The sequence below is a fragment of the Microbacterium aerolatum genome (assembly GCF_007988825.1).
Classification (GTDB): domain Bacteria; phylum Actinomycetota; class Actinomycetes; order Actinomycetales; family Microbacteriaceae; genus Microbacterium; species Microbacterium aerolatum.
In genome coordinates this window covers 288,365-314,941 of sequence record NZ_BJUW01000003.1, presented here as the reverse complement: position 1 = coordinate 314,941, position 26,577 = coordinate 288,365, and the positions used below count along the sequence as shown (strand labels likewise).

Annotated in this window: 26 protein-coding genes; 8 read left to right on the top strand and 18 right to left on the bottom strand. The window is 68.6% G+C overall.

Annotated elements, in window-relative coordinates; translation table 11 throughout:
- Positions 1-60: 60 nt before the first annotated feature.
- From MAE01_RS05345 to MAE01_RS05335, 3 genes are read right to left on the bottom strand one after another with little or no spacing between them, the layout of a single operon-like run.
- On the bottom strand, positions 61-1,743 hold the full coding sequence (locus tag MAE01_RS05345) for a cytochrome b/b6 domain-containing protein (RefSeq protein ID WP_147038506.1): 1,683 nt from the start codon (positions 1,741-1,743) through the stop codon (positions 61-63).
- 2 nt (positions 1,744-1,745) lie between these two features.
- Positions 1,746-2,717 carry an electron transfer flavoprotein subunit alpha/FixB family protein gene (locus tag MAE01_RS05340; RefSeq protein ID WP_147038505.1) on the bottom strand — a complete coding sequence of 324 codons (972 nt, stop codon included), beginning with the start codon at positions 2,715-2,717 and terminating at the stop codon, positions 1,746-1,748.
- Positions 2,718-2,719: 2 nt separating this feature from the next.
- Positions 2,720-3,496 carry an electron transfer flavoprotein subunit beta/FixA family protein gene (locus tag MAE01_RS05335; RefSeq protein ID WP_147038504.1) on the bottom strand — a complete coding sequence of 259 codons (777 nt, stop codon included), beginning with the start codon at positions 3,494-3,496 and terminating at the stop codon, positions 2,720-2,722.
- Positions 3,497-3,651: 155 nt separating this feature from the next.
- On the opposite strand from MAE01_RS05335, the gene MAE01_RS05330 reads away from it, so the two are divergent.
- The 3 genes from MAE01_RS05330 to MAE01_RS05320 are packed head-to-tail and all read left to right on the top strand — an operon-like array spanning position 3,652 to position 5,117.
- Entirely contained in the window at positions 3,652-4,188 is a 537-nt protein-coding gene (locus MAE01_RS05330) for a MarR family winged helix-turn-helix transcriptional regulator (protein ID WP_147038503.1), read from the top strand.
- Positions 4,189-4,204: 16 nt separating this feature from the next.
- Positions 4,205-4,663 (top strand): SRPBCC family protein, encoded by a 459-nt coding sequence (locus MAE01_RS05325; RefSeq protein ID WP_186806130.1) that lies wholly within the window; start codon positions 4,205-4,207, stop codon positions 4,661-4,663.
- Positions 4,664-4,673: 10 nt separating this feature from the next.
- Entirely contained in the window at positions 4,674-5,117 is a 444-nt protein-coding gene (locus MAE01_RS05320; RefSeq protein WP_147038501.1) for a YdeI/OmpD-associated family protein, read from the top strand.
- An 81-nt stretch (positions 5,118-5,198) separates the two neighbouring features.
- Here the strand turns inward: MAE01_RS05320 and MAE01_RS05315 are convergent, their stop codons facing one another.
- From MAE01_RS05315 to MAE01_RS05250, 14 genes are all read right to left on the bottom strand, one after another.
- Positions 5,199-5,975: an enoyl-CoA hydratase gene (locus MAE01_RS05315; protein WP_147038500.1), complete on the bottom strand. Its 777-nt coding sequence runs from the start codon at positions 5,973-5,975 to the stop codon at positions 5,199-5,201.
- 286 nt (positions 5,976-6,261) lie between these two features.
- Positions 6,262-7,149, bottom strand: coding sequence for a 3-hydroxyisobutyrate dehydrogenase (gene mmsB / locus MAE01_RS05310; RefSeq protein ID WP_147038499.1), 888 nt, complete (start codon positions 7,147-7,149; stop codon positions 6,262-6,264).
- Complete coding sequence (locus MAE01_RS05305; RefSeq protein WP_371861762.1) at positions 7,146-8,363, bottom strand: acyl-CoA dehydrogenase family protein; 1,218 nt, start codon at positions 8,361-8,363, stop codon at positions 7,146-7,148. Before MAE01_RS05305 ends, mmsB begins: the two co-directional genes overlap by 4 nt.
- 15 nt (positions 8,364-8,378) lie before the next feature.
- Positions 8,379-9,881 (bottom strand): CoA-acylating methylmalonate-semialdehyde dehydrogenase, encoded by a 1,503-nt coding sequence (locus MAE01_RS05300; RefSeq protein ID WP_147038497.1) that lies wholly within the window; start codon positions 9,879-9,881, stop codon positions 8,379-8,381.
- Between the two features lie 106 nt (positions 9,882-9,987).
- Positions 9,988-10,245, bottom strand: coding sequence for a hypothetical protein (locus MAE01_RS05295; protein WP_186806129.1), 258 nt, complete (start codon positions 10,243-10,245; stop codon positions 9,988-9,990).
- A gap of 479 nt (positions 10,246-10,724) precedes the next feature.
- Positions 10,725-11,933, bottom strand: a complete 1,209-nt coding sequence (locus tag MAE01_RS05290) for a TetR/AcrR family transcriptional regulator (RefSeq protein ID WP_147038495.1) — start codon at positions 11,931-11,933, stop codon at positions 10,725-10,727.
- Between the two features lie 189 nt (positions 11,934-12,122).
- Complete coding sequence (locus MAE01_RS05285) at positions 12,123-13,214, bottom strand: ScyD/ScyE family protein (protein ID WP_147038494.1); 1,092 nt, start codon at positions 13,212-13,214, stop codon at positions 12,123-12,125.
- A gap of 171 nt (positions 13,215-13,385) precedes the next feature.
- Positions 13,386-14,570, bottom strand: coding sequence for a thiolase family protein (locus tag MAE01_RS05280; RefSeq protein WP_147038493.1), 1,185 nt, complete (start codon positions 14,568-14,570; stop codon positions 13,386-13,388).
- A complete protein-coding gene (locus tag MAE01_RS05275) occupies positions 14,570-15,760 on the bottom strand; it encodes a bifunctional 2-methylcitrate synthase/citrate synthase (RefSeq protein ID WP_147038492.1) in 1,191 nt (396 codons plus the stop codon). Before MAE01_RS05275 ends, MAE01_RS05280 begins: the two co-directional genes overlap by 1 nt.
- A complete protein-coding gene (gene prpB, locus MAE01_RS05270; protein ID WP_147038491.1) occupies positions 15,757-16,659 on the bottom strand; it encodes a methylisocitrate lyase in 903 nt (300 codons plus the stop codon). The genes MAE01_RS05275 and prpB overlap by 4 nt, the downstream gene beginning before the upstream one ends.
- Positions 16,659-18,176 (bottom strand): MmgE/PrpD family protein, encoded by a 1,518-nt coding sequence (locus tag MAE01_RS05265; protein WP_147038490.1) that lies wholly within the window; start codon positions 18,174-18,176, stop codon positions 16,659-16,661. Before MAE01_RS05265 ends, prpB begins: the two co-directional genes overlap by 1 nt.
- A complete protein-coding gene (locus MAE01_RS05260) occupies positions 18,173-18,859 on the bottom strand; it encodes a GntR family transcriptional regulator (protein WP_147038489.1) in 687 nt (228 codons plus the stop codon). The genes MAE01_RS05265 and MAE01_RS05260 overlap by 4 nt, the downstream gene beginning before the upstream one ends.
- Positions 18,860-18,951: 92 nt before the next feature.
- Positions 18,952-19,323, bottom strand: a complete 372-nt coding sequence (locus MAE01_RS05255; protein WP_147038488.1) for a VOC family protein — start codon at positions 19,321-19,323, stop codon at positions 18,952-18,954.
- Between the two features lie 77 nt (positions 19,324-19,400).
- Positions 19,401-20,393 (bottom strand): EamA family transporter, encoded by a 993-nt coding sequence (locus MAE01_RS05250; protein ID WP_147038487.1) that lies wholly within the window; start codon positions 20,391-20,393, stop codon positions 19,401-19,403.
- Positions 20,394-20,431: 38 nt separating this feature from the next.
- Here MAE01_RS05250 and MAE01_RS05245 point away from each other — a divergent pair, with 38 nt between their 5' ends.
- On the top strand, positions 20,432-20,962 hold the full coding sequence (locus MAE01_RS05245) for a CGNR zinc finger domain-containing protein (RefSeq protein WP_147038486.1): 531 nt from the start codon (positions 20,432-20,434) through the stop codon (positions 20,960-20,962).
- Positions 20,963-21,089: 127 nt separating this feature from the next.
- Here MAE01_RS05245 and MAE01_RS05240 read toward each other — a convergent pair whose 3' ends face one another.
- A complete protein-coding gene (locus MAE01_RS05240; protein ID WP_147038485.1) occupies positions 21,090-21,692 on the bottom strand; it encodes a glucose-6-phosphate isomerase family protein in 603 nt (200 codons plus the stop codon).
- 98 nt (positions 21,693-21,790) lie between these two features.
- Here MAE01_RS05240 and xylB point away from each other — a divergent pair, with 98 nt between their 5' ends.
- The 4 genes from xylB (at position 21,791) to MAE01_RS05220 (ending at position 26,348) form a co-directional block, all read left to right on the top strand.
- Positions 21,791-23,311, top strand: coding sequence for a xylulokinase (xylB, locus tag MAE01_RS05235; protein ID WP_147038484.1), 1,521 nt, complete (start codon positions 21,791-21,793; stop codon positions 23,309-23,311).
- A gap of 124 nt (positions 23,312-23,435) precedes the next feature.
- On the top strand, positions 23,436-24,413 hold the full coding sequence (locus MAE01_RS05230; RefSeq protein WP_229718096.1) for an NAD(P)-dependent oxidoreductase: 978 nt from the start codon (positions 23,436-23,438) through the stop codon (positions 24,411-24,413).
- A 40-nt stretch (positions 24,414-24,453) separates the two neighbouring features.
- Positions 24,454-25,389 carry a shikimate dehydrogenase family protein gene (locus MAE01_RS05225; RefSeq protein ID WP_147038482.1) on the top strand — a complete coding sequence of 312 codons (936 nt, stop codon included), beginning with the start codon at positions 24,454-24,456 and terminating at the stop codon, positions 25,387-25,389.
- On the top strand, positions 25,389-26,348 hold the full coding sequence (locus MAE01_RS05220; protein WP_186806128.1) for a phosphotriesterase family protein: 960 nt from the start codon (positions 25,389-25,391) through the stop codon (positions 26,346-26,348). Before MAE01_RS05225 ends, MAE01_RS05220 begins: the two co-directional genes overlap by 1 nt.
- Positions 26,349-26,577 lie beyond the last annotated feature (229 nt).

Below are 26,577 nucleotides of genomic sequence, written 5' to 3'. Positions count from 1 at the left end.
GCAGACGAAACGGGCTGAGCGAGCGGAGCGAGTCGAAGCCGCTCCCCCGCTCGCTCCGCGTCAGCGGCTGCTGACCGTGCCGAACAGTTTCGCGATCGGTGCGAGCACCAGCGGACGTGCGGCGATCCAGGCTGCGGCAATGACGACGAGGGATGCCACGAGGAACCAGAATCCTGTCCAGTTGTCCGCATACGCGTTGGGGTCGACAGACCCCTGCGCGGCGTACATGTGGTTCAGGTTCCGCAGCGCCCCGGTGGCGAACACGAGGAACACGTGGATCGCGATGAACACGAGGAAGTAGAGCATCACCGGGAAGTGCAGCGCGCGCGCCCACTCGATCGGGTATGCCTTGCTGAGCTTCTCGGCGTTCTTGGGCCACATGCCACTCATCCGGAATCCGGTGACGGCCGCGAGCGGGGCCGCGAGGAAGATCGTCGCGAAGTAGGCGATCTGCTGGATGGAGTTGTAGTTCACCCAGCCGTTCTCGGTCGGCCAGTCCAGCGAGATGTACTGCAGCACCGCGGAGATCGCGTTGGGGAAGACCTCCCAGCTGGTGGGGATCACCCGCATCCACTGGCCGGTGACGAACAGCATCACGACGAAGACGACACCGTTGAGCAGCCAGAGGATGTCGAGGGCCTGGTGGAACCAGATCGTCAGGCTGACCTTGCCCTTGGCGTTGCCCCGAGGAGTCCAGAACGCGGTGGGACGTTTCTCGTTCCGGATGCGGAGCCCGGAGCGGATGATCAGCACCATCAGGAAGACGTTGAAGAAGTGCTGCCACCCGAGCCACCCGGGGAATCCGACCGGAGCCCCTTCGGGCAGGTGGTACTCGCCCGGGTAGGTGGCGACGAAGTCCTGCAGAGCGCCGAAGCTGAGCAGCCAGCGCACCAGCAGCACCGCCATCGCGGCAGCTCCCAGCAGGGCGATGCCACCGACGAGCACGGTGCCAGCCCACTGGGCCTTGGTGAACGGGCCGATGCGGACCGGTTCCGGGTTCGGCGCGGAACGCGTGAACGCGGTCTTGCCGGGGAACACCGTGCGCTGGAACGGCAGCGGCGTGCTCACGTCGATCGCTGCGACGGCGGTGGATGCCGGGGCAGCGCTCACTGAGCCGGTTGAAGCGCTCGCCGTCGCTGCGGCAGCTTCGGACGCTTCGACAGGCTCAGCGACCGGAGCAGCGACGACCGCGGTCGTGCCGGCCGGGGGCCACGGCTCGCCACCGGGCGTGCGCGGGAGGCCGCGGCGAAGGGCTTCGCCGGAGGTGGCTACTGCGGGAGCGGTGGCTTCGACTCGCTGCGCTCGCTCAACCCGTTTCGTCTCGCCTTCGGCTCGCTCAACGACCCGCGGGGAGCCCTCGGGGGCAGCGGCAGCGAGAGCAGCCGCGGCGGCGGGAGCAGCAGCGGTGGCCGGAGCAGCAGCGGATGCGGCGGCAGGCGCGGCATCCGCGGGAGGCCAGGGCTCACCGCCGGGAGTGCGCGGAAGTCCACGGCGCAGCGCCGCCCCTCCCGTGGGCTGATCTTGCGGGTCGTTGAGCGCAGGCTGCGGAGCAGCCGGAGACGAAACGGGCTGAGCGACCGTCAGGGAGTCGAAGCCTTCCCCAGCCGCCGGCGCCGCCCCAGACCTAGCAGCTGCCCCAGCAGCAGGTGACGCAGCATCCGCCACCTCGACATCACCGGCCGGGGGCCAGGGCTCTCCGCCGGCCACTCGCGGCAGGCCCCGCCTGAGCATCCGCGTCGCCATGACTACTTCTTCCGTGCTTCGAGGGCCTCGACGACCTGCGGCACGATCGTGAACAGGTCGCCGACGATGCCGAAATCGGCGATGTCGAAGATCGGGGCGTCGCCGTCCTTGTTGATCGCGACGATGGTCTTCGCGGTCTGCATGCCGGCCCGGTGCTGGATCGCACCCGAGATCCCGACCGCGACATACAGCTGAGGCGACACCGAGACGCCGGTCTGTCCGACCTGGTGGGCGTAGGGGATGTATCCGGCATCCACCGCCGCACGCGAGGCACCGATCGCCGCGCCCAGCGCGTCGGCGAGCTGCTCGATGAGAACGAACTGCTCCTTCGACCCGAGACCACGGCCACCCGAGACGACCTTCGTGGCACCGCGCAGCTCGGGGCGGGAGGACTCGACCTCGACGACCTCGACCGTGCCAGCCTTAGCGGCGGCAGCGCCGGATGCGGCGACCTCAAGCGCCTCGACAGCAGGTGAGGCGACGGCCTCGGCGCGAGCATCCACCGCTCCCTGGCGGATCGTGATCACCGGCGCCCCGAAGGTGGGCGCCGAGTCGACGAGATACGCGCCGCCGTACACGGAGTGGTGCGCGACGATGCCCTCCTCGTCACGGGAGACGCCGATCGCGTCGACCGAGACGGCGAGCTTCTCGCGGACAGCGAGCCGCCCGGCGACATCCCGACCGGTGATGGAGTTCGAGATCAGCACAGCCGCAGGCTGCACCTTCTTGTACGCCGCCTGCAGCGCATCGACCAGCGGGACCGTGAGGGTTTCGGCGTCAGCATCCGAGGTGAGAACGACCTGCGCGCCGGCGGCAGCCGCGGCATCCACGGCGGCCTGGGCGCCACCGGGAACCAGCGCGACGGGCGAACCGACCAGCGAGGCGGCACCGATCAGGGCCGCCGTCGAGCTGGCCGCATCACCGGAAGGGGTGACGTCGACGAGGACGAGGACGGAGTCTGCGGGGTAGGTCATCGTCACACCAGCCTGTTCTGCGCGAGGAACTCGACCAGCTGCGCACCGGCGTCGCCCTCATCGGTGATCTTCACACCCGCCGCGCGCGGGGGCTTCTCGGACACGGTCGTCATGATCGTGCGGGGCGCTGCAGCAGGGTCAGCGGAGACGCCGAGATCAGCGAGCGAGAGCACCTCGAGGGGCTTCTTCTTCGCCGCCATGATGCCCTTGAAGTTCGGGAACCGCGCATCCGGAAGCGCCTCGGTGATCGAGATGACCGCCGGGAACGAGACCGACACCGACTGGTTGCCGTCGTCCGCCGCGCGCGTGCCCGAGACGCCTTCGGAGGTGATCTCGACCGCGTTCAGTGCCGTCGCCTGCGCGAAGCCCAGGTGCTCGGCGAGCATCGCGGGGATCACACCACCGGAGCCATCAGTGGAGAGGTTTCCCGTGATGACCAGGTCCGGCTCAGCGCGGCGGATCGCGGCAGCGAGCGTCTCAGCCGTCAGACCCAGGTCCGCGCCGGCGAGGTCCTCGTCGACGACATGCACAGCGGATCCCGCGCCGATCGCGAGAGCGCGTCGGATGGATGCCGTAGACGACTCCGGAGCCATCGCGAGGGCCACCACCTCGGTGCCATCGTTCTTGTCCGCGAAGGAGAGAGCGACCTCGAGAGCACGCTCGGTGATCTCATCCAGAACCACATCACCGGCGCCACGATCGGCCAATCCGGTCTCGAGATTCAGCTTGCGATCGCCATAGGTGTCAGGCACCTCTTTGACCAGGACGAAGATCTTCATCGAATGCTCCTCACGACAGGGCCGAGTCTAGCGGGAGGCATTGTTATGTAGCCAATCGGCGAGACTTCATCGGGCGTTGAGCCGGTGGGACGGTCGCTATGTATACACAAAGCGCCCGTCAATGCCGCAGAGGCGCACCCGATACCGTAGTCAGCATGGCCAACCCCCGTCCGCTCCCGATCGATCCGCTCGCCGAGGCGAAACGGCAGTGGATCGCGCACGGATGGACGGATGCCGCTGGCGGCATGACCGCGGTCATCTCGATCATGCGTGCGCAGCAGCTTCTGCTCGCGCGAGTGGATGCCGCGCTGAAGCCGTTCGCGTTGTCGTTCGCACGCTTCGAGGTGCTGCGCCTGCTGGCCTTCAGCCGGCAGGGACGCCTTCCGCTGTCGAGCGTCGTCTCCCGTCTGCAGGTGCACGCGACGACCGTCACGAGCACCGCCGAAAGACTCATCCGCGACGGACTGATCGTCCGCGAACCGCACCCGCACGACGGACGCGCTGCGATGCTGGCGCTCACCGATGACGGCCGGGCTCTCGTCGAGCGCGCGACGGATGCGCTCAACGACGAGGTGTTCAGCCGCCCCGGGCTCAGCGAGACCGACACCGCCGACCTCGTCGGCATCGTCGCGCGTCTGCGCCGGGATGCCGGCGACTTCACCGATCCGCGGCCGCTGCCCGACCCGCTGTGACGGCGGAGGTCTGCTGATGGCGACCTTCACGCTCGACCGCGTGATCCCCGCTGCACCCGCCGCGGTATTCGCCGCCTCCCTCGATCCGGCGCTCCACGTCGAGACCATGGCGCGCTACGGCGAAACGATGGTGCAGGGCCCCGCGGACGGCGTCTTCACCGAGGGCTCGACAGTCACCTGGCGCGCACGTCATTTCGGCATCCCGTTTCGGCTCACCACCGTCGTCTTCGACATCAATCCGCCGCACCGCTTCTGCGACCGGCAGATCAAAGGTCCCTTCGGCGCCTTCCATCATGAGCACGTCTTCATCGAGCATCCCGAGGGCACGCTCATGCGCGACATCATCACGTTCCGCTCGCCGTTCGGCCCGCTCGGCGCACTCGTCGATCGGCTCTTCATGCGCGCCTACATGCGCCGGCTGATCGAGGAGCGCAACGACGTGCTGACCGTTTCGGTCAGCGCCCGGCGCGCGTAATCTGATCGCCATGCCCGAACTGCATCTGCGCACGACACTCGAAGGTCGCGGTCCCGCGGCGGCGATCGTCCTCACCGACGAGCAGGTCGCCGAGCTCGGCACCGGCAAGGCGTTTCCGGTGGTCGTCGACTTCGGCGATCGCAGCATCCGCCTGCGCCTGGCCCGCATGGGCGGGCAGAACCTGATCGGATTCAGCAAAGCCGCGCGCGCCGAGGCGGGCGTCGAGATCGACGAGCAGGTCGAGGTGACGATCCGCGTCGACGCGGACGAACGCGTCATCGAGATCCCGCCCACGCTGGCCGAGGCGTTGGATGCCGACCCCGCCGTCCGCGCGTCATTCGAGAATCTCGCGCCGTCGAAGCGCAAGGAGATGGCGCGGCAGATCGCCGAGGCGAAGCAGGACGAGACGCGGGCTCGGCGGCTGGAGAAGGTGCTCGACGCACTGCGCGGTTGACCCGCCGTACGGACAGCTGGAGGTTCGCACGGACGGCTGGCGGAACACCGGCGATCCGCCAGCCATCTGGCCGGGCGACACCTACCGGTGCGTGAAGTTCGGCTCGCGCTTCTCGCGGAAGGCCGCCATCCCCTCCTTCTGGTCCTCGGTGTCGAAGAGAGCCGCGAAGGCCTTCTTCTCATGTATGAGGCCTGCGGCGAGCGTCGTCTCCATCGCGGTGTCCAGCGAAGCCTTCGCCGCGTACAGCGACGGCAGCCCCTTCGACGCGATGGTCTCGGCGAGCTTGGTCGCCTCGTCGAGCAGGTCGGATGCCGGCACCACCCGCGATACGAGCCCCGCTCGCTCTGCTTCCTCGGCCCCCATCATTCGGCCGGAGAGGATGAGCTCTGCGGCCTTGTAATAGCCGATCGCGCGGATCAGACGCTGCGTGCCGCCCATTCCAGGGATCACGCCGAGGTTGATCTCGGGCTGTCCGAACTTCGCGGTGTCGGCGGCGAGGATGATGTCGCACATCATCGCCAGCTCGCATCCGCCGCCGAGGGCGAAGCCGCTGACGGCCGCGATGACCGGAGTGCGGACGCCGGCGAAATCGTTCCAGGCCCCGAAGTGATCGGTGGCGAACATGTCGGATGCCGACATGCCCTCCATCTCCTTGATGTCGGCCCCTGCGGCGAACGCCTTCTCGGATCCGGTGACGACGATCGCGCCGACGCCATCATCCTCGTCGAAGGCGACCGCTGCGGCGGTGACCTCGTCGGCGACCTGTCCGTTCAGTGCATTCAGTGCCTGCGGGCGGTTCAGGGTGATCCAGCCGACGCGTCCGCGCTGCTCGACAAGGATGGTCTCGTACTCGGTCATCTATGACTCCTCACGTTCGGGTCCAGTCTGCCGGATGCCGGGGGGCAGGGATGCCGGGGATACCGGGGATGCTGTCGAGGTTTCGACTCGCTGCGCTCGCTCAACCCGTTTCGTCTGCGGCGCTCCGCGCCTTCGCTCAACGACCCGCACCCCCGGAGATCCGCGCCTTCGCTCAACGACGGGGTCAGGCCCGACACCCCGGAGTACTCCAGTGCGGGTCGTTGAGCGAGCGGAGCGAGACGAAACGTGTTGAGCGAGGAGCGCAGCGACGAGTCGAAACGCCCCCTCAGACGCGCCCGTCGCGGATGTCGGTGATGATGCCGGAGAAGTCGCGGCCGGCGCCGTCGCCGGCGGCGAATGCGGCGTACAGCTCCTGCGCGAGGCGGCCCATCTTCGCGTCCGTCGAGGTCTGCTCGATGGCCTGCAGCGCGAGCCCGAGGTCCTTTGCCATCAGAGCACCGGCGAACCCGGGCTGATAGTTGCGGTTCGCGGGGCTCGTCGGCACCGGTCCCGGCACCGGGCAGTTGGTGGTCAGAGACCAGCACTGCCCCGACGCCTGCGAGACGACGTCGAACAGCGCCTGGTGTTCGAGCCCCAGCCGCTCCCCCAGCACGAACGCCTCGGCGACCGCGATCTGCGACACCGCGAGCACCATGTTGTTGCACACCTTCGCGGCCTGCCCGAGGCCTGGTCCGCCGCAGTGCACGATCCGCTTGCCCATCACCTCGAGCAGCGGGAGAGCCACCGCGAAATCTTCCTCTGAACCGCCGACCATGAACGCGAGCGTGCCGTTCTCCGCTCCGACGACACCGCCGGAGACGGGCGCATCGACGTTGCGATGCCCGGCCTCGACGGCCAGTCCGTGCGCGGCTTGTGCTTCGTGGACGGCGATCGTGGACGACTCGATGAACAGCGTGCCAGGACGAGCAGCGGCCAGCAGCCCGTCCTGATAGGCGTCGAGGACGTGCCTGCCGGCCGGGAACATCGTGATGACCGCGTCCGCGTCGGTCGCGGCATCCGCCCCGCTCGACGCGATCGGGATGCCGGCCGCACCCGCCGCCTCGATAACAGCAGGAACCAGGTCGAAACCGTGCACCTCGTGCCCCGCGGCGACGAGATTCCGCGCCATCGGCAGCCCCATGTGCCCGAGGCCGAGGAATGCGATGCGTGTCATGATGCCCTCCTCATCCGGTCTTCGCCGCTGCGCTGCAGGCTGGCAGACCCTGCGGGTCGCAGCATCTCGCGTCCGACGATGAGTCGCATGATCTCGTTCGTCCCCTCCAGGATCTGATGCACGCGCAGATCGCGCACCACCTTCTCGATCCCGTAGTCCTGCAGGTAGCCGTAGCCGCCGTGCAGCTGCAGCGCACGGTTGGCGACCTCGAATCCGGCATCCGTCGCGAAGCGCTTGGCCATCGCACAGCGCATCGTGGCATCCGGTGCCTGCTCGTCGACGGCCTGTGCCCCGTCGCGGACCATGAGTCGCGCGGCCTGCAGCTCGGTGCGCATGTCGGCGATCTGGAACAGGATCGATTGCTTCTCGGCGAGCGGCTCGCCGAAGGCCACGCGCTCGTGCACGTACTGCACCGCGCGGTCGAGCGCCCACTGCGCACCGCCGAGCGAGCAGGCTGCGATGTTGAGGCGTCCGCCGTTGAGGGCGGACATCGCGATCGCGAACCCGCGGCCTTCGTCGCCGAGCATGGCGGATGCCGGCACCCGGACGCCGTCCAGGATCACCTGGCGCGTCGGTTGCGCATGCCAGCCCATCTTCTTCTCGAGCGCGCCGAAGCTGAGGCCGGGGGCGTCTGCCGGAACGAGGAAGGCGCTGATGCCGCCTGCGCCGCTGCCGGTCCCTGAGCCTGTCGAAGGGCGTCCGGTGCGCGCCATGACGATGTAGACGCCGGACTCGCCGGCACCGGAGATGAACTGCTTCACACCGCTGATCTCGTACTCGTCGCCGTCGCGGACGGCTCGGGTCGCGAGAGCTGCGGCGTCCGAACCGACTCCCGGCTCGGTCAGGCAGTAGCTGCCGAATTCGGACATGGCGGTCAGCCGCGGCAGCCACTGTCCGCGCTGAGCGTCATCGCCGTAGCTGTCGATCATCCAGGCGACCATGTTGTGGATCGAGATGTAGGCCGCAACGGCCGGATCGCCCTTGGCGAGCTCCTCGAAGATCGCGACGGTGTCGGTGCGGCTGAGCCCCGTGCCGCCGAACTCCTCACCGACGTAGATGCCCCCGAGCCCTAGGTCGCCGGCGCGGTGCAGCGCCTCACGCGGGAAGAGGTGCTGCTCGTCGCGCTCGGACGCGAACGGGGCGAGCTCGGTCTCGGCGTACTCGCGGACGGCGCCGAGGATCGCCTCGCGCTCTTCTGTGGTGGTCGTGATCATCGTCATCGGGGATCCCTAGTGCATGGTCGGGATGACGAAGCTTGCGCCCTCGCGCACACCGTGCGCGGGCCAGCGGCTCGTCACCGTCTTGGTCTTCGTGTAGAACCGGAACGCGTCGGCGCCGTGCTGGTTGAGGTCGCCGAAGCCGGACTTCTTCCAGCCACCGAACGTGAAGTACGCGATCGGCACCGGGATCGGCACGTTGACCCCGACCATGCCGACGTTCACGCGGGCGGTGAAGTCCCGCGCGGCGTCGCCGTCGCGCGTGAAGATCGCGACGCCGTTGCCGAACTCGTGATCGGATGCCATCGCCAGCGCCTCTTCGTAGTCGTGTGCACGTGCGATGACGAGAACCGGCCCGAAGATCTCCTCGCGATAGATCGACATGTCGGTCGTGACCTGGTCGAACAGCGTCGGGCCGAGATAGAACCCCTCCTCGTGCCCGTCGACCGCGAAGCCGCGACCGTCCGCGAGCAGAGTGGCGCCGGCATCCACGCCCTGCTGGATGTAGTCCTCGACGCGTTCCACGGCCGCACGGCTGACGAGCGGTCCGTAGTCGACGCCGTCCGCGAGCGACGGGCCGACCTTCAGCTGCGCCACCCGCTCGGTCAGCTTCGCGGCGAGCGCGTCGGCGGTCTCCTCACCGACCGGAACGGCCACGGAGATCGCCATGCAGCGCTCTCCGGCCGAGCCGTACCCCGAACCGATCAGCGCGTCGGCGACCTGTTCGAGGTCGGCATCCGGCATCACGATCATGTGGTTCTTGGCGCCGCCGAAGCACTGCGCGCGCTTGCCGTGCGCTGTCGCCGTCGTGTAGATGTACTCAGCGATCGGCGTGGAGCCGACGAAGCCCACGGCTTTGATCCGGTCGTCGGTGAGCAGGGTGTCGACGGCTTCCTTGTCGCCGTGGACGACGTTGAAGACGCCGGCCGGGAGCCCCGCCTCGAGGAACAGCTCTGCCAGGCGCACCGGCACGGAGGGGTCGCGTTCGCTGGGCTTGAGCACGAAGGCGTTGCCTGCGGCGATCGCCGGCCCGGCTTTCCACAGCGGGATCATCGCCGGGAAGTTGAACGGAGTGATGCCTGCGACGACGCCGAGGGGCTGGCGCATCGAGTAGACGTCGATGCCGGTGCCGGCTTCGGTGGAGAATTCGCCCTTGAGCAGGTGCGGGGCGCCGACGGCGAACTCGATGACTTCGAGCCCGCGCTGGATGTCGCCCTTGGCGTCGTCGAAGGTCTTCCCATGTTCGCTTGAGAGCAGGCGGGCGAGGTCGTCCATGTCGCGGTGCACGAGATCGAGGAAGCGCATCAGCACGCGGGCGCGCTTCTGCGGGTTGGTCGCCGCCCATCCGGGCTGAGCCACCGCCGCATCGTCGATCACACGACGGACCTCACCCTCTGAGGCGAGCGGCACGCGCGCCTGCACGGCGCCCGTGCTCGGGTCGTACACGTCGCCGAAGCGACCATCCTTCGGAGTGATGAGCGATCCGCCTACGAAGTGCGGAATTATCCGAGTCATTGTGCTGTGTCCCTTCGCGACCCCTTTGGCACGATGAACACTTTACTCTGGCATCCCGTCATTTACTAGGGCATCCTTGTATCTCTCGCCTCACCAGGAAAACACCTCACAGATAGTCATCGGGGTGAAGCTGGCGACCCCCTCGGGCATGCACGATGAACTGCGCACGAAGAGGCACATCCAGCGCCCGCGCTTGCTCCGCCATCGCCCGCGCCCAGACGCGATCTGCTGCGTTCAGGGCACTGCCGCCGATCCGCTCCCAAGCGAACAGCACGCTCGCGTTGCCGGTTGTCTCGCGAAGCATGCCGGCGCGATGCAAGAGCACATGAGCCTCGGTCACGACTCCGAGGTCGTCCACCTCCACTTCTTCGTTCGGATCCTCCGGGTAGTCGTCCGTGGGCGTGAGGGGACCACCGAGGCACCTGCGATCGTCCATGAACATCAGCCACATCTGCCGCCGGTTCGCACGCTGCAGCAACAGTTCCAACGCGCGCAGATCGTCGTCTCAGTCGAGGACTCGGTCTCTCAGGGAATTGCTCGTATCAGTCATGCCCACGATCATGAACGGCATCCGCCCCGGGCACCCCCGAGGTTCCGCGAACCTGTGGAAAGCCACGCACGCACGACTGGTTGTGCAGGACGAGTCGACTTCGCGCGTTCGATGCGCGTTCACCATCCGGTCACCTGGCCCACGTAGAACTGCAATTGCGCGGAAGAACTCAGACCGGATCGGGTAGTCAGGACTTTCCGCGCATCGGTGAGCACAGCTCCCGAGAGACCCCCGCCGAATCGGGTCGGCGGGGGTCCACTCTTCTCAACCGTTAAACGCTGCGCGCCGGGCGGTCAAATTTCGAGCAGCGCCTCCACGAGGGCGGTGAGCCGCACGGCTGCGGCCTCATCGCGCTCGGTGAGCTGTTGCATCTCGTCGGTGATGACGCTGAAGCCGGCGTGCACGAGCACGGCGGCTTCTCGTCCGCCGAGTTCAGGACGCACCGACTGCAGCAGCGCGGTCCAGTCCGCGACGTGCGCGCGTTGCATGGCGCGCAGGCGCCGCTGGTCCTCGGGTGAGAGGTTGCCGAGCTCCGAGAAGTACACGCGCATGAGGGCCCGATTGCGGAACGAGTGGTCGACGTACGCCCGGCACAGCCGCCGCAGTGCCTCCTCAGGAGTGCTCGAGGACTCGCGCACCCGAAGGACCGCGCGCTCCAGCACCACGGCCGCGCGGTCGCAGGCGGCCAGCAGTACGGCGGGCTTTCCATCGAAGTGGCGGTAGACGCCGGATGGGGTGAGGTCGACCTCCACCGCGAGGTCTTCGATGGTGACCTCGTTGTATCCGCGGGCGGCGAACAGTCGCACGGCGGTGTCGAGCAGTTGTGCGCGGCGGCCGGTGCCGGAATCCACCTGTTCGATGAGGTCTCCGCCCTCTCCCGAGTACGCGGTGGCAGCCGTGTCGGCGTCGAGCATGCGCCACGCCGCCTCCTTGAGGAGCGCCCGCAGGCTGCGCGCGGCGAGCACCGCGCGGTGTGCCGTGATGCTGGCGACGACGCTGAGGGAGGCGAGCACGATCAGCCGGCGCTGCTCCTCGTCGATCTCGGGCCGGTAGATACGGTGCGGCTCTTCGAACCTCTCGCGCAGCATCCGGAACTGGGCGGTCAGGCGCTCACGATCCTCGGCCTCCAGGTAGCGCCCCTCCCAGCGATAGATACCGCCGACCGCGCGCAGTTCGACGGTGGTGGCGATCACCGCGTCGAGCAGTTCGTCCAGGGCCGCCCTGGCATCCGTCGCGGTCTCCACAGGCTGCGCGGCGGCCTCATCGGTCGCCTCGATCAGCTGCTGCACGAGTGCGAACGCGGTGGTGACGAACAGTGCGTACTTGTTCGGGAAGTGCCGATACAGCGCCGGGGCCGAGATGCCGACGGCATCCGCGATGTCCTGCATGCCGACCACGTGATAGCCATTCCGGGAGAACGCCGCAGCCGCAGCCTCCTGGATGTGGCGCTTGCGATCGCGCGGGCGCGTGCGGTTCGCGGGAGAGCCGGCGGAGGGTGGCATGCCCCACAGCCTAGACACGTGACCTCGCCGCCGCTGTTCTGTTTCGCCGACCAAGGGGAGAGCACGCCGACTTCGTCATCGGCATCTCGAAATGTCATCGATCCGCTCCGCGTTAGAACCGCTGTTTGCGCCCGGAGAGATCCTCGCCGAATCGAGTCGACGGGGACCCTCCGTGCCGCGCATGCCGCGTCAGCGCACGAGCGCAGCGTTCACGTGCACCTTGCCCTTTGCGATGCTGACGAGCGTGCCCGGTCCTCCACTGAGGTCCATCGTCGCCGCCCACACAGTGCCGTTCGACGCCACGGCGACCGAGACCGCACCGTTCAGCGCTGCAAAGGGTGACGCCGTGCCGCCGGTGACCTGGGTGACCCCGGCGCCGAACAGCTCGGCGACGTAGACGTCCCTGCCCTTGACCGCTGCGCTGGTCGGTCCGGAGAGTCCCGAGACGATCTGGGTCGCCGACCCGTCGGTCCCCACCTGCCATAGCGCCCCCTGCGAGGCGGTCTCGCCCGGGAAACCGGGCAGAGTCGTCACATAGATCACGCCACCGCTGCCGACGGTGATGCCGGTGGGCACCGGTTCGACGTAGTAGGTGTCACCGGCCGCGCACGCGGGAAGGCCGAGCATTCCGGCGCTCTCAGCCGTGAGCGTCACGGGCACCGGCGGCAGCACGGCCAGCGTGCTGACCTGCCCCGAATCCGTCACCCGCATCACCGCGTTCGCGCCCGCATCGGCGACCAGCCATTCGCCCTTCCACGATGCGACGTTGTACGCGTGCGCGTCGATCAGGCCCGTGTAGCTGAGCGGAGCGCCGCCGGTCGCGTCGACGACGCAGGGGTTCGGGTCGGTGATGCCGTACGAGTTGCCCGCGTCGGGGTTGTTCGCGACCTCGTAGGCGTGCAGATCGGCGTAGGTCACCGTGCCCTTGGGTCCGCGGATGTTCAGCCCGCTCTCCAGGATCACCGGCGGTTCGGTGGAGCCGTCTTCGACGGAGGACGCCCACGCCATCGACGCGCCACGGATCGCCAGTCCCGTGAGACCGGGGATGCCCTCGATGAGCGGCGCGATCTGTCCGTCGGGCTGCAGCTGGCCGATCGTGCCCGTCGCACCGTCGGCGACGTAAACGCGGGTGCCGTCGAGCGCGATGCTGAACGGGGCGCCGAGCTGCGAGGACCATTCCTGCAGGATCGGCGGTTCCTCGCCCGCCGACGCGGTGGCCGGGAGTGAAAGCGCCAACGCGACGGCCGCTGCCGCCGCGAGGAATGTTCGAGTGCTGCGCATGCCTGTCTCCGATCTCGGTACGGGTCGTCTCCAGTGACGGCCCACCGGGATTCTCTACCGGAGGGCGGCGGGTGCAATCGGGGATCGGCCCCCTGATTCGTGGGGTTGGCCCCCTGGAGAGATATCCACTGCTGCGGCGTGCGGCCCCGGACGGACCCGACACGGCGAAATTCAGCCCCGCTTCAGCAGCGCAGCCAGCGCCTGTCCTCCGCCGATGCACATCGTCGCGATCGCGTACTCTCTCCCGGTCCGCTGCAGCGTCAGCGCCGCGCGCACGGTCAGAATCGCACCGGTCGCGCCGACCGGGTGTCCGAGCGCGATCGCGCCGCCGTACGGGTTGACGCGGGAGGGATCGAGCTCGGCATCCCGAATGACCGCCAGCGCCTGCGAGGCGAAGGCCTCATTCAGCTCGATCGTCGACACATCCGCGGGGGTGAGCCCGGTGTTCGTGAAGAGCTTCTTGAGCGCGAGCGTCGGCGCGTAGCCCATGATCTCCGGCTCCAACGCCGCGGTCGCCACCGCCTCGATCGTCGCGAGCACCGGTGCACCCTCGGCACGTGCATCGGCTTCGCGCATCAGGACCGTCGCCGCTCCGCCGTCGTTGATGCCGGACGCGTTTCCCGCCGTGACCGAGCCGCCCTCAGCGAATGCAGCCGGCAGTGATCCGAGGGTCTCCAGCGTCGTGTCCGGGCGCGGGTGTTCGTCGCGCGACACTTCCACCGGCTTGCGGCCGGAGGTGGTGACGGGCACGATCTCCTCCGCGAAGGCCGCTTGCGCGGCATCCGATGCAGCGCGGCGCTGGGATTCGAGCGCGAAAGCGTCCTGCTCGTGGCGCGAGACCGAGAACCGCGATGCCACGTTCTCCGCCGTCGTGCCCATGTGCTTGTTCGTGAACGGATCGGTGAGCATCGCGATCGTGCCGTCGAGGAGCTGACGATGCCCGAGCCGGTCGTTGAACCGCGCGTTGAAGTCGTAGAACGGCATCCGCGTCATGTTCTCGGCGCCGCCGGCGACCGCGACGTCGATCCCGCCCCACAACAGCTCCTGCGCCGCCGACCAGATCGCCTGCAGGCCCGAACCGCACAGCCGGTTGACCGTGAACGCCGGAGTGTTCACATCGAGCCCGGCCGCCAGCGCGATCCGACGCGAGATATACGCGTCGCCGGCCACCTGACCGATGTTGCCGATGACGACCTCGCCGACGCGATCGGGAGCGATACCCGACCGCCTGAGCGCCTCAACGGCAGCAGCAGCTCCCAGTTCGTGCGCGGGAGTGTCCTTGAACGCGCCACCAAACCGTCCGACCGGAGTGCGAGCGCCGGCGACGATCGCGACCTTGTCCCGCGACGCGGCCATCAGCCCGCCGCCTCCTCCGGCCGCTCCTGCACATCAATGGCCGCCGTGTCCGGCTCGTACTCCGCGATGTGCCGCTCGTCCACGCCGTTGTACGCCGACAGCGGGCGGATCAGTGCGTTCGAGGCCTGCTGCTCGAGGATGTGCGCGGTCCAGCCGGTGATGCGTGCCGCCACGAACAGCGGTGTGAACGTAAGGGTGTCGTAGCCGATCAGGTTGTACGCGGGCCCCGACGGGTAGTCGAGGTTGGGGTAGATGCCCTTCCGCTCGACGAACTCGCTCTCGAGCTTGTCGTACAGTTCAGCGACGTCCGGCCGGTCGTAGTGCTCGACGAGCGTGTCGAGCGCCGCCTTCATCGTCGGCACACGCGAGTCGCCGCGCTTGTAGACGCGGTGGCCGAACCCCATGATCTTGCGCTTCTCGGCGAGCGCGGCATCGAGCCAGCCCTCGACCTCGTCGGCGCCCCCGATCTCATCGAAGATATGCATGACGGCCTCGTTGGCTCCGCCGTGCAGCGGGCCCTTCAGCGCACCGATCGCACCGACGACGGCCGAGTACAGGTCACTCAGCGTGGACGTGATCACGCGCGCCGTGAACGTGGACGCGTTGAACGAGTGCTCCGCGTAGAGGATCATCGACCGGTTGAAGGCATCCACGACGACGGCATTCGGCTCCTCGCCGAACGTCAGCCACAGGAAGTTCGCGGCGTAGTCGAGGTCGTCGCGCGGCTCGACGGCCTCCTGCCCGCGCCGGCGACGCTGACCGTACGCGACGATCGCCGGCAGGGCGGCGAACAGCTTCAGGCTGCGCTCGAGATTCTCCTCGGGCGTACCGACGGCATCCAGGACATTGCTGATGCCCGCCGTCTCGATCGCGCCGATCACGCTGACCGCGGTGCGCACCTCGTCCATCGGGTGTGAATCCACCGGCAGCCGGTCGATGGCATCCTTCACCTCGGGAGCGAGCGCGCGGTTCGCGCGCTCGGTCTTGCGAAACTCGGCGAGCTCGGCAGCCGTGGGAAGCTCGCCGTGCCAGAGCAGGTACGCGACCGCCTCGAAGGACTGCGTCGACGCGAGCTCCTGTACCGGGTACCCCCGGTAGAGCAGGCTGTTCGTCTCGGGGTTGACCTTGCTGATCGCCGTCTCATCCGCGACGACTCCGGCAAGGCCCTTCTTGATGTCGGTCATGCTCACTCCTTCGTGATGGTGAAGTTGAAGACCCCGGAGTCGAAGTGGTTGTACGACTCGTAGTCGATCAGGTCGTAGAGATCGGCGCGGTGCTGCATCTCACCGAGCTTGCTCGTGAGGTGGCCCTCATCGATCAGGGTATCGAGCGCACGGCCTGTCGCGCCCATCGCGATGCGCAGCATCGATACCGGCCAGATGACGATGTTCACTCCGACATCGCGGAGCTGATCCACCGAGAACAGGTCGCTCTTGCCGAACTCGGTCATGTTGGCCAGGATCGGCACGTCGACGGCATCCCGAACCGCGGCGAACTCCTCGAGCGACCGCATCGCCTCGGGGAAGATCGCATCGGCGCCGGCATCCACCAGCGCCTTCGCGCGGTCCTTCGCGGCCTCGAGCCCGTCGACGGCGGCGATGTCGGTGCGCGCCATGATCAGGAAGTTCTCGTCGCGCCGGGCGTCGACGGCGGCGCGGATGCGCTTGACCGCCGTGTCGGAACCGACGACGGCCTTGCCGTCGAGGTGACCGCAGCGCTTCGGGTTGATCTGGTCCTCGATGTGGGCGCCGGCGAGTCCGGCATCCTCCAGCGTCTGGATCGTGCGCGCGACGTTCATCGGCTCGCCGAATCCGGTGTCCGCGTCGATGATCGCCGGCAGCTCGGTCATCCGGGCGATCTGCTGTCCTCGGCCGGCGACCTCGGTGAGGGTGGTCAGTCCGATGTCCGGCAGCCCCAGATCGGCAGAGAGCACGGCGCCGGAGATGTAGACGCCCTCGAAGCCCTTCTGCTCGATGAGCCGCGCCGACAGCGGGTTGAAGGCACCAGGGAACCGCAGCAGTTCGCCGGTCGCGAGACGCTCACGGAACAGACGACGCTTCTCGGCGGGCGGGGTGTGGGAGTACAGCATCAGAAAAGTCCCTTCGTGACGGCCTCGGATGCCACCACTCCCGGCTTGGCGATGATCGACAGCTCCGCGACCTCTGCGGCCGTGAGCTCAGGCAGGCGCTGCACGAGCTCCAGGAACCGCTCGATCTCCTCGTCGTCAAGGACAGGAGAAGCCAGCAGCCGGAACTTCGCAATGTAGTTCTCGCGCGCGAACGGGCGGGCACCCAGCGGGTGCGCATCGGCAACGGCGATCTCGTCGACCAGCGTCGAACCGTCCGCGAATGTGATCTCCACGCGTCCGCCGAACGCCTTCTCGGCGATGTCGTTCGAGTGGTAGCGGCGCGTCCACTCTGCGTCCTCGAGCGTGGTGACCTTGTTCCAGAGCTCGACGGTGTCGGCGCGCCCCGCACGCTCGGGAGCGTAGGAGTCGACGTGGTGCCACGTGCCGTCCTGCAGGGCGACCGTGAAGATGTACGGGATCGAGTGGTCGAGCGTCTCGCGCGAGGCGGTGGGGTCGTACTTCTGCGGGTCGTTCGCGCCGGAGCCGATCACGTAGTGCGTGTGGTGGCTCGTGTGAAGCACCACCGACGCGATCGCAGTCGTGTCGACGCCTTCGTTGTGGAGCTTGCGCGCCAGGTCGATCCAGGCCTGCGCCTGGTACTCGGCGGAGTGCTCCTTCGTGTACGTGTCGAGGATCGCGCGCTTGGCCTTTCCCGTGGCCGGCAGCGGCACCTCGTACGCGGCATCCTTGCCGTCCAGCATCCAGGCGATGACGCCGTCCTCGCCTTCGTAGATGGGCGACGGGCTCGTCTGGCCGCGCATCGCGCGGTCGACGGCCTCGACGGCCATCTTGCCTGCGAAGGCCGGGGCGTGCGCCTTCCAGGTCGAGATCTCGCCCTTGCGGCTCTGGCGAGTGGCGGTGGTGGTGTGCAGCGCCTGACCGACAGCCTGATAGATCGTCTCGGTCGGCAGCCCCAGCAGGGTGCCGATTCCTGCGGCGGCCGACGGTCCGAGGTGGGCGACGTGGTCGATCTTGTGCTTGTGCAGGCAGATCGCCTTCACGAGGTCCACCTGGATCTCGTACCCGGTGGCCAGGCCCCGCACGAGTGCGCGTCCGTCGGCTCCGACGTGCTGGGCGACCGCGAGGATCGGCGGGATGTTGTCGCCGGGGTGCGAGTACTCGGCGGCGAGGAACGTGTCGTGATAGTCGAGCTCACGGACGGCGACGCCGTTCGCCCACGCCGCCCACTCGGGGCTGGTGCGCTTGTCGAGCGGAGCGCCGAACACGGTCGCACCCTTCCCGCCGGTGGAGACCGGGTGGCTGAACGCCTGGTCGCGGGCCGCGATGATCGGGCCTCGGGTGAGGGATGCCGCTGCCACCGACGCGTTGTCGATGATGCGATTGATGATCATGTCGACGACGTCCTGCTCGACCTCGACCGCGTCGGTCGCGACCTCGGCGATCTTCCAGGCCAGCTGCTCCTCGCGAGGCAGATCCTCTTCGCTCTTGTAGACGCGGACGTGGTGGTTGACGGTCATGACTGCCCTCTGTTCGAAGTGTGGTCGGGGTTCTGGATGCTGTCGAGAATGCTCGTGAGCGCATTGCGCAGGTGCACGTGCGTGGCGTGCGCGGCCAGGTCGCCGTCGCGTTCGGCGAGCGCCTCGGCGATGAGCCGATGCTCGGCGACCGATGCCGCCAGCCGCTCGGGCTTGTCCCTGGCCATGCGCCGCACGCGCACCAGGTGCGTGCGCACCGTCCGCAGGGCGGCGGCGATGTAGTCGTTGTCGACCGCCGCGTCGACGGCCGCATCGAAGCGGGCGATGAGCGCGTAGTAGTCGTCCCGTCCCGTGGTCGCGTCAAGGGATGCCGCGGCTGCCGCGAACTCGCCGGCCAGAGCCGCGAACAGCTCGGCATCGCCGCGTTCTGCGGCCAGACGGGCGGCGGACTCCTCCAGGGCACGGCGGATCTCGAACAGGGAACGGATATCGTCGGCGTCGATGTCGGTGACGACCGTGACCCTCGGGGACTGCTGCTCGACGAGCCCGTCGGCGCTGAGTTGCTGGAGCGCTTCGCGGAGCGGGGTGCGGCTGACGCCGAGGCGGGCTGCCTGCTCGACCTCCGCGAGAACAGTCCCGGGCGCGAGCGCGCCGGACTGGATCTCCTCCAGCAGGGTCGCGTAGGCGCGATCACTGGCTCTGGTGCGCTCGACGGTGGTGCTCACAGCCTCAGTGTATACATAAATCCCGAGATTGTGAGTCGCTGCGCGTCAGGCCCGGGCGATCGTATACAAGGTCCCATGCGTGGGAGTCGAAGTCACCCCTCATCCCCGTGGGTCTCGCTCTCGTACAGCCCGATGGAGTTGCCGTCGGGGTCGCTGATCACGGCCCACCAGCTGCTCTCGCTGATCGGCTGCTTCTCCATCAGCAGCGTCGCGCCGGCATCCAGAGCCTTCGCCACCGTGTCGTCGATCGAGTCGACTTCGACGTAGGAGCGCGGCTGACTGAAGTCGTCGCTGCGCGGCGCGAGTCCACCGCCGCTGATCTTGTTCGGGGCCTGCCACATCGGGTAGCCCTCGTAGCCGGGCATCTCTGCGATCTGCCAGCCGAACAGTCCGGAGTAGAACGTCTGCGCGCGCTCCAGATCACTCACCGGGATGTCGATGTGCGTGATGTCGCCGTGTGCCATTTCGGTTCCTCTCGTGCAAGCGAGCCGGCACCCTGCGGACGCCGGCAGGGCCAGTCTCCGCCCGGACGCGACGGCGATCAAGAGGGTTCGGCGAGCTCCTCGGCGGGTACCGCGAGTGCGGGATCTCCCGACCCGGATGCCGCGGGCTCGCCGAGCTTCACGACCACGACTCCGGCCAGCACCAGAGCAGCGCCGACACCCTGGAGGAGGTTCGGCAGCTGGCCGAGCAGCAGCCACCCGAACAACAGCGCCGCGACGACCTCGGCGAGCGCGATGAACGATGCCAGTCGCGAGCCGAGCAGCCGCGTCGACGCGATCCCGAGCACGTATGCGAGGGCCGTCGCGATGACCCCGATCGCCAGCACCGGCACGAACCACGGCACGGTTCCGAACCGGTAGGTGACGTCATCCGTGTTCCACGTCATCGGAAGGATGCCGACGAGACCTGCGACCGTGAGTCCGAGGGCGCCGACCAGCAGACCGGACCCGGCGAGCGCGATCGGCGGCAGACCGGTATCGCTTCTGCCCGAGAGTAGGAAGTAGGCCGCCGCGCCCACCATCGCACCGAAGGCCCAGAGGATGCCGCCCACATCGACGCTGCGCCCCGAGAGCACGTCCAGCATCAGCACGAGCCCGACGAAGGCGATGAGCGCGCCCAGGATACTGCGCCCCGTCGGCTTCTCGCCGCGACGCATCCACAGCCACAGCACCACCGCGATCGGCGCGGTGTACTCGATGAGCAGTGCCAGTCCGACGTCCATCACGGCGACGGCCTGGAAGTAGAACAGCTGCGTCGCCGTCACCGCGAGCAGTCCGTACGCGGCGATCATCCCGAGATTGCGACGCAGCAGCTTCCACCGCCCGCGCAGCGCGAGAATCGTCGGCACGAGCAGCACCAGCGCGGCCACCCAGATGCGCACGGTGACGGCCGCGCCGGGCGTCCAGCCGGCGTCGATCAGTCCGCGTGCCCAGGCGCCCGACATCCCGAATGCGAGTGCTGCCGCGATCGCGAGGGGCAGCCCGAGCCGCAACCCGGAGCGAAGGCCGCTGTCATTTGCAACAGTGCTCATGAGCAATGACACTAATCCTACGGATGTAAGGTGTCAACATGATCTTCACCGATGACACGGTCGAGGCGATGCGCGCCGCCGTCCACCTCGTGAACAGCGCCGAGGATCCCGACACACTCGAAACGCCGGAGGACTTCGCGGCGTTCCTGGAGGCGTTTCCCTACACGGGTCGGATCGACCGCGACGCCGAAGAGCTGGCCGCCCTCCGAGCACTCCGTCCGCGTTTACGCCGGATGCTGCTCGCATCACGCGATGAGATGGTCGACGGGATCAATCACGCACTGAGTGACGTGCGATTCGACGCGCACGTCGTGCGCCACGACGGCGCGGACTGGCACCTGCACGCGGTCGCCGATGATCGGCCGCTCCCCGAGCGCGTCCTCGCCGAGACCGCCATGGCCCTTCTCGACATCGTGCGCGCCGACGAGGGCAGCCGCCTCACGGTATGCGCCGACGACGACTGTCAGGGCGTCGTCCTCGATCTCTCGCGCAACCGCTCGCGCCGGTACTGCTCGACCGCGTGCACGAACCGCAACGCCGTCGCGGCGTACCGCGCGCGGCAGCGCTGACCCCCTGGCTTCGACTCCGTCGCTGCGCGACTCCACTCAGCCCGTTTCGTCTCGCTTCGCTCGCTCAACGACCCGCACTTCAGCGGTGGGTCGTTGACCGAAGGGAGTCGAAGTCTCGCTGCGGTCGTCAGTCCGCGCGGTAACCGGTGTGGTCGGGGTTGGGTGCGAGTGCCCAACCGTCGCCGTCTGCGATGACGAGGTTCTTCATGCCCCCGGCCTCAGCGATGACGCCGTAGTCCTGCCCGGCATCCGCGGCATAGCAGAACAGGGTGACGAAGGGTTCGTCGCCGACGTTCACGCTGCGATGGATCCAGTGACCGGGCACGTCGACGGCCTGGCCCGGGGTGAGCTCGATGGCGGATGTCTGCCCGTCCAGGGTCTCCAGCAGCATCACCCCGCGCCCGCTCAGGCAGTAGTAGAGCTCGGCGCGGTCGGCGACCGCGTGCAGGTGCCCGCGGGTGACCGCGAACTCCTCGCCGTAGCGACCCGGCAGCAGCGTGCTCGTGCCGACGATCAGGGCGCCGGGGCCCTCCTGGTAGCGGTGATCGTCGACCCAGTAGACGAGGTCGTCGGTGCCGCGTTCGCCGACGGCATCCTGCCAGGCGTGCTCGTCGCGGTAGACGCCGTCCATGTCGCCGAGGAACTTCTCGTAGCGGCGCGAACGCCCCTCGATGCCTCCCTGCGGCGAGATCTCCAGCAGGGTGGGGATGTCGACGGGGGTTGGGGTCACGATGATCTCCTACGACTTGTAACTACAGGACTTGTAATTACAGGTATACTCCAAAACAGCACGATCCGGAACCGCAACCATCGAAGCAGGCACGAACTGTGATCATCGCCCACGACCTCGGCACTACCGGCAACAAGGCGTCGCTGCACCACAACGACGGCCGTCTGGTGGCATCCACGACCGTCGGATATCCCGCGCACTTCGCCGCGGGCGGCGTCGCGGAACAGGACCCGCAGGACTGGTGGGATGCCGTCGCCACCGCGACCCGCGACCTCCTCGCACGCACGGGCACGGCACCCGCCGAGGTGCAGGGTCTCGTCGTGAGCGGCCAGATGATGGGCGCCGTTCTGCTCGACGGCGAAGGCCGACCGGTGCGACCGGCGATCATCTGGGCCGACACCCGATCCGGCGCGCAGCAGCGCGAACTCGAGCAGGCGCTGGGCGCCGAGCACGCGTACGAGCTGCTCGGGCACCGGCTGAACCCGACCTACTCCGTCGAGAAGGTCATGTGGGTCCGCGACAACGAACCGGACGTGTGGGCGCGCGTCCGCCGCTTCTGCGTCGCGAAGGACTACATCGTCCTCGGGCTGACGGGACGCCTGGCGACCGACCGCTCCGACGCCTCCGGCACGAACGCCTATGACCAGCGCACCGGCGACTGGTCCGACGAGGTGCTGGCGGCGGCCCGCCTGGACCGCGCACTGTTCCCCGAGATCCTCGACTCGACGACGGTCGCTGGGACGCTCACGGATGCCGCCGCCGCAGCGCTCGGTCTGCACGACTCTTCGGGCCGACACAGGGACGTGCGCGTCGTGATGGGCGGCGGTGACGGGCCGATGGCCGCGGTCGGCTCCGGAATCGTGGCGCCGGAGGACGGCGCGTATGTGTGCCTGGGAACCTCATCGTGGATCTCGTTCGCCTCTAACGCACCCCTGCGCGATCCGGGCCTCCGCACCTTCACCTTCGACAACGTCGTTCCCGGTTCGTTCGTGCCGACGGCGACCATGCAGGCCGGCGGCGCCTCGATCCAGTGGATCTCCGAAGCGCTCTCCCCCGACCCGGCACAGCCGGAGACCGCACGCCTGACCGCAGAGGCCGGCGGCGACATCGACACCGAGGACCTCTACTTCCTGCCCTACCTGCTCGGTGAGCGCTCCCCCATCTGGGATCCGAACGCCCGCGGCGCCTTCGTCGGCATCGGCCGCCATCACACCCGCCGGCACCTGGTGCGCGCGGTGCTGGAGAGCATCGGATACAACCTGCTCACCAGCATCCACGCCTTCCGCGAATCGGGAGCCGCGATCGACCGCATCGACGCCGTCGGAGGCGGAGCGCAGAGCGACGCGCTGCTGCAGACCCTCGCCGACGTGTGGGGCGTGCCGGTGCGCCGGCGCACGATCGTCGAAGAGGCCAACAGCCTCGGCGCCGCCGTCACCGGTGCCGTCGGCCTCGGCCTCGCCGACTTCTCGGCCGCCCGTGCGCTGAGCGAGGTGACGGCGGAGTTCATTCCGGATGCCGGGCGCCACAGCATCCACGCCGAACGACACGCCCGCTTCACCGCCGCGTACGACGCGCTCGCACCCTGGTTCGCGGCCGGAGCCCAGGAAGTGTCCCGATGAACGTGGCGCGACACAGATGCACGACCTGGGCACGGATGCACGACCGCAACGCCCTTTCGGTCGTGCACCTGTTCCCGGGTCGTGCATGCGTCCCGGCCGCTCCGGCACCTCGAAAGGCGATCTGATGGGCATCATCCTCGCCACCAGCCGGTCGTTCTCGGACGGCGACCTCGACCTCGTGGCGCGGGCCGCAGCCGAAGGCCACGCGATCGTCCGCGGCCCGGCCCACCACGAACTCCACGACCTCGCGCCAGTGCTCGCGAAGGCGGATGCCTGGATCGCCGGCACCGGCCCGGTCACCGCCGCACACCTGGACGCCGCCCCGCACCTGAAGATCATCGCGCGGTACGGCGTGGGCACCGAGGCCGTCGACCTGGCCGCGGCCGCCGATCGCGGCATCCCGGTCACCAACACCCCCGGGGCCAACGCGGATGCCGTCGCCGACCATGCGGTCGGTCTCATGCTCGCCGCACTCCGCCTCATCCCGGACGGCGACCGGCGCGTGCGCGACGGCGACTGGAGCGTCCGCCGCGGTCGCGAGCTCGGCGCCGCCACGGTCGGCATCGTCGGATTCGGGCGCATCGGCCAGGGGGTCGCGAGGCGTCTGAGCGGCTTCGGTCCGCGCCTCCTCGCCGCCGATCCCTACTTCCCCGCCGAGCGCGTCCGCGAGCTCGGCGCCGAACCCGTGGAGCTCGACGAGCTGTTTCGCACCGCCGACCTCATCACGCTGCACGCCCCCGGTGGGCAGCGGCTCGTCGATGCCGAGCGGCTCGACGGCATCCGCCCCGGCACGATCATCGTCAACACCGCCCGTCCCGACCTCGTCGACGAGTGGGCGGTCGCGCACGCGCTGCGCGACCGCATCCTCGCCGGCTACGCCGCCGACACCCTCGACGGCGACACCGCGGCATCCGCCGGTCCGCTGCTGGCCGCGGAACTCGCCGAGCGCGTCATCGTGACGCCGCACCTTGGTGCGCAGACCACGCAGGCCGTCGACAACATGGGCTCGATCTCGCTCGAAGACGTGCTGGCGGTTCTCGCGGGTCGTGAGCCCGCTCATCGCGTTCAGGTCGCAGAGAACGCCGCAAAGCCCGCATCATGACGACGATATTCGCGACCCGAACCTCCACGAAAGGCTCCCGATGACCAGCGACTCCACCCCCGCTTCCGACTACATGGGCTTCGTCGGCGTCACGACCGGGTCGTCGTCGATCATGAAGGTGTTCCCGCGGTGGGCCGACATCCTCGGGCTCCCGACCCGCACGCTGATCGGGCACGACCTGCCGATGGATGCGACGCCGCAGCAGTACCGCGCGCTGGTCGAGCAGATCCGCGACGATCCACACCATCGCGGAGCTCTCGTCACCACGCACAAGATGAACGTCTACGCCGCGGCATCCGACCTGTTCGAGGAACTCGACCCGTTCGCGGTGTCGTGCTCGGAGATCTCGAGCATCGCCAAGCGCGGCACGCTTCTCTCCGGTCGCGCGAAGGACCCCATCACCGTTGACCTCGCTCTGAACGACTTCTTGCCGGCCGATCACTTCGCGACCACCGGCGCAGAGGTCGTCATCCTCGGTGCCGGCGGTTCCGGCACCGCGCTCAGCTGGGCCCTCGCCGAGCGCGCCGACGCTCCCGCGAAGGTGACCGTGACAGCACGCGACGACGCCAAGCTCGAGCACCTGCGTGAGGTGCACCGCCAGCACGGCACGCGCGACGGGCTCATCGAGTACGTCCGCACCGACTCGGTCGAAGACGCCGCCGCTCTGGTCGCCGCGGCACCGGCCGGCTCGCTCATCGTCAACGCCACCGGCCTCGGGAAGGACCGCCCCGGATCCCCGTTGCCGGATGACGTCGTCTTCCCCCAGGGCGCGTACGCGTGGGAGTTCAACTACCGCGGATCGCTGGAGTTCCTGCGCCAGGCACGCGCGAAGGAGGCCGAACGCGGGCTGCATGTCGTGGACGGCTGGCGCTACTTCATCCACGGCTGGTCGCAGGTCGTTGCCGACGTGTTCGAGCTGACCCTCACCCCCGAGATCGTCGAGCAGCTCGCGGAGGCCGCCGAGGGAGTGCGCTGATGATCCGCACCGTGCTTGGCGACGTCGACCCGGCGACGCTGGGCCGGACGAACTACCACGAGCATCTCTTCCAGGTCACCCCGCTGCTGCCGGGTGACGAACTCGACGATGAGGATGCCTCGGCCGCCGAGGCCGGGCTGCTGAAGACGAGCGGGTTCGCCGCGATGGTGGATGCCACCCCCTTCGGCCTCGGCAGGAACCCCGAGGCCGTGGCGCGCATCAGCAAGGCCACCGGCATGACGGTCGTCGCCACGACCGGACGGCATCGCGAGGCGCACTACGGCGATGACCATCCGATGCAGGTGTGGAACGTGGAGCAGCTCGCCGAGCTGTTCATCGCAGACGTCACCGCGGGGATGCCGGCCGACGATGCCGTCGTGTTCGAGAGCCCCGACGTTCCCATCGCCCGGACGCCGGAGCGGAAGCCCGTGCGCGCGGGCATGCTCAAGGCTGGCGTCGACTACTGGCGGATCAGCCCGTTCGAGCGCACGACGCTGGAAGCGCTGGCCGAAGCGCATCGTGTGACGCATGCGCCGGTGATGGTGCACCTGGAGTTCTGCACCGCGGCGCACGAAGTGCTCGACCTGCTCGCATCCGAGGGCGTGGCATCCGATCGCGTCGTCCTCGCGCACGCCGACCGGGATCCCGATCCGGCGCTGCACGTCTCGCTCGCAGAACGCGGCGCGTACCTCGGCTATGACGGGTTCGCGCGACCGAGGACCCGATCCGATGCCGAGCTGCTCGCGCTCACGGCGCAGGTCGTCGAGGGCGTCGGCGCGGATCGCATCCTGCTCGGCGGAGACGTCGCCCGCCGCACCCGGTACATCTCCTACGGCGGCATGCCGGGCCTCGCCTACCTCGGCGAGCGGTACCTGCCCCGGCTGCGTTCGACTGTGGGCGCGGATGCCGTGGAGCGGATGCTGGTCGCGAACGCCGCCCAGCTCCTCGACCTCGGGTGAGAGTCGGCGTTCACTGGATGCCGCTCTGACCCGCGGGTCGTTGAGCGGAGGCGCGTAGCGCCGCAGACGAAACGGGCTGAGCGTAGTCGTGAAACGACGGAGTCGAAGCCTCGACTTCTGCACGCGAGGCTTCGACTCGCTGACGCTCGCTCACCCCGTTTCGTCTCGCTCCGCTCGCTCAACGACCCGCAAGAAGACTTCCCTGGCATCCAACCCACAGGAGCCTCCC

Excerpts from the sequence above, each read along its gene's own strand:
- prpB (WP_147038491.1), bottom strand. The coding sequence starts at position 16,659 with ATGCTGTACTCCCACACCCCGCCCGCCGAGAAGCGTCGTCTGTTCCGT.
- MAE01_RS05220 (WP_186806128.1), top strand. The coding sequence starts at position 25,389 with ATGATCCGCACCGTGCTTGGCGACGTCGACCCGGCGACGCTGGGCCGG.
- MAE01_RS05300 (WP_147038497.1), bottom strand. The coding sequence starts at position 9,881 with ATGACTCGGATAATTCCGCACTTCGTAGGCGGATCGCTCATCACTCCG.
- MAE01_RS05325 (WP_186806130.1), top strand. The coding sequence starts at position 4,205 with ATGGCGACCTTCACGCTCGACCGCGTGATCCCCGCTGCACCCGCCGCG.
- mmsB (WP_147038499.1), bottom strand. The coding sequence starts at position 7,149 with ATGACACGCATCGCATTCCTCGGCCTCGGGCACATGGGGCTGCCGATG.
- MAE01_RS05335 (WP_147038504.1), bottom strand. The coding sequence starts at position 3,496 with ATGAAGATCTTCGTCCTGGTCAAAGAGGTGCCTGACACCTATGGCGAT.
- MAE01_RS05315 (WP_147038500.1), bottom strand. The coding sequence starts at position 5,975 with ATGACCGAGTACGAGACCATCCTTGTCGAGCAGCGCGGACGCGTCGGC.
- MAE01_RS05320 (WP_147038501.1), top strand. The coding sequence starts at position 4,674 with ATGCCCGAACTGCATCTGCGCACGACACTCGAAGGTCGCGGTCCCGCG.
- MAE01_RS05290 (WP_147038495.1), bottom strand. The coding sequence starts at position 11,933 with ATGCCACCCTCCGCCGGCTCTCCCGCGAACCGCACGCGCCCGCGCGAT.
- MAE01_RS05245 (WP_147038486.1), top strand. The coding sequence starts at position 20,432 with ATGATCTTCACCGATGACACGGTCGAGGCGATGCGCGCCGCCGTCCAC.
- MAE01_RS05255 (WP_147038488.1), bottom strand. The coding sequence starts at position 19,323 with ATGGCACACGGCGACATCACGCACATCGACATCCCGGTGAGTGATCTG.
- MAE01_RS05305 (WP_371861762.1), bottom strand. The coding sequence starts at position 8,363 with ATGATCACGACCACCACAGAAGAGCGCGAGGCGATCCTCGGCGCCGTC.
- MAE01_RS05340 (WP_147038505.1), bottom strand. The coding sequence starts at position 2,717 with ATGACCTACCCCGCAGACTCCGTCCTCGTCCTCGTCGACGTCACCCCT.
- MAE01_RS05345 (WP_147038506.1), bottom strand. The coding sequence starts at position 1,743 with ATGGCGACGCGGATGCTCAGGCGGGGCCTGCCGCGAGTGGCCGGCGGA.
- MAE01_RS05285 (WP_147038494.1), bottom strand. The coding sequence starts at position 13,214 with ATGCGCAGCACTCGAACATTCCTCGCGGCGGCAGCGGCCGTCGCGTTG.
- MAE01_RS05250 (WP_147038487.1), bottom strand. The coding sequence starts at position 20,393 with ATGAGCACTGTTGCAAATGACAGCGGCCTTCGCTCCGGGTTGCGGCTC.
- MAE01_RS05330 (WP_147038503.1), top strand. The coding sequence starts at position 3,652 with ATGGCCAACCCCCGTCCGCTCCCGATCGATCCGCTCGCCGAGGCGAAA.
- MAE01_RS05265 (WP_147038490.1), bottom strand. The coding sequence starts at position 18,176 with ATGACCGTCAACCACCACGTCCGCGTCTACAAGAGCGAAGAGGATCTG.
- MAE01_RS05230 (WP_229718096.1), top strand. The coding sequence starts at position 23,436 with ATGGGCATCATCCTCGCCACCAGCCGGTCGTTCTCGGACGGCGACCTC.
- MAE01_RS05280 (WP_147038493.1), bottom strand. The coding sequence starts at position 14,570 with ATGGCCGCGTCGCGGGACAAGGTCGCGATCGTCGCCGGCGCTCGCACT.
- MAE01_RS05225 (WP_147038482.1), top strand. The coding sequence starts at position 24,454 with ATGACCAGCGACTCCACCCCCGCTTCCGACTACATGGGCTTCGTCGGC.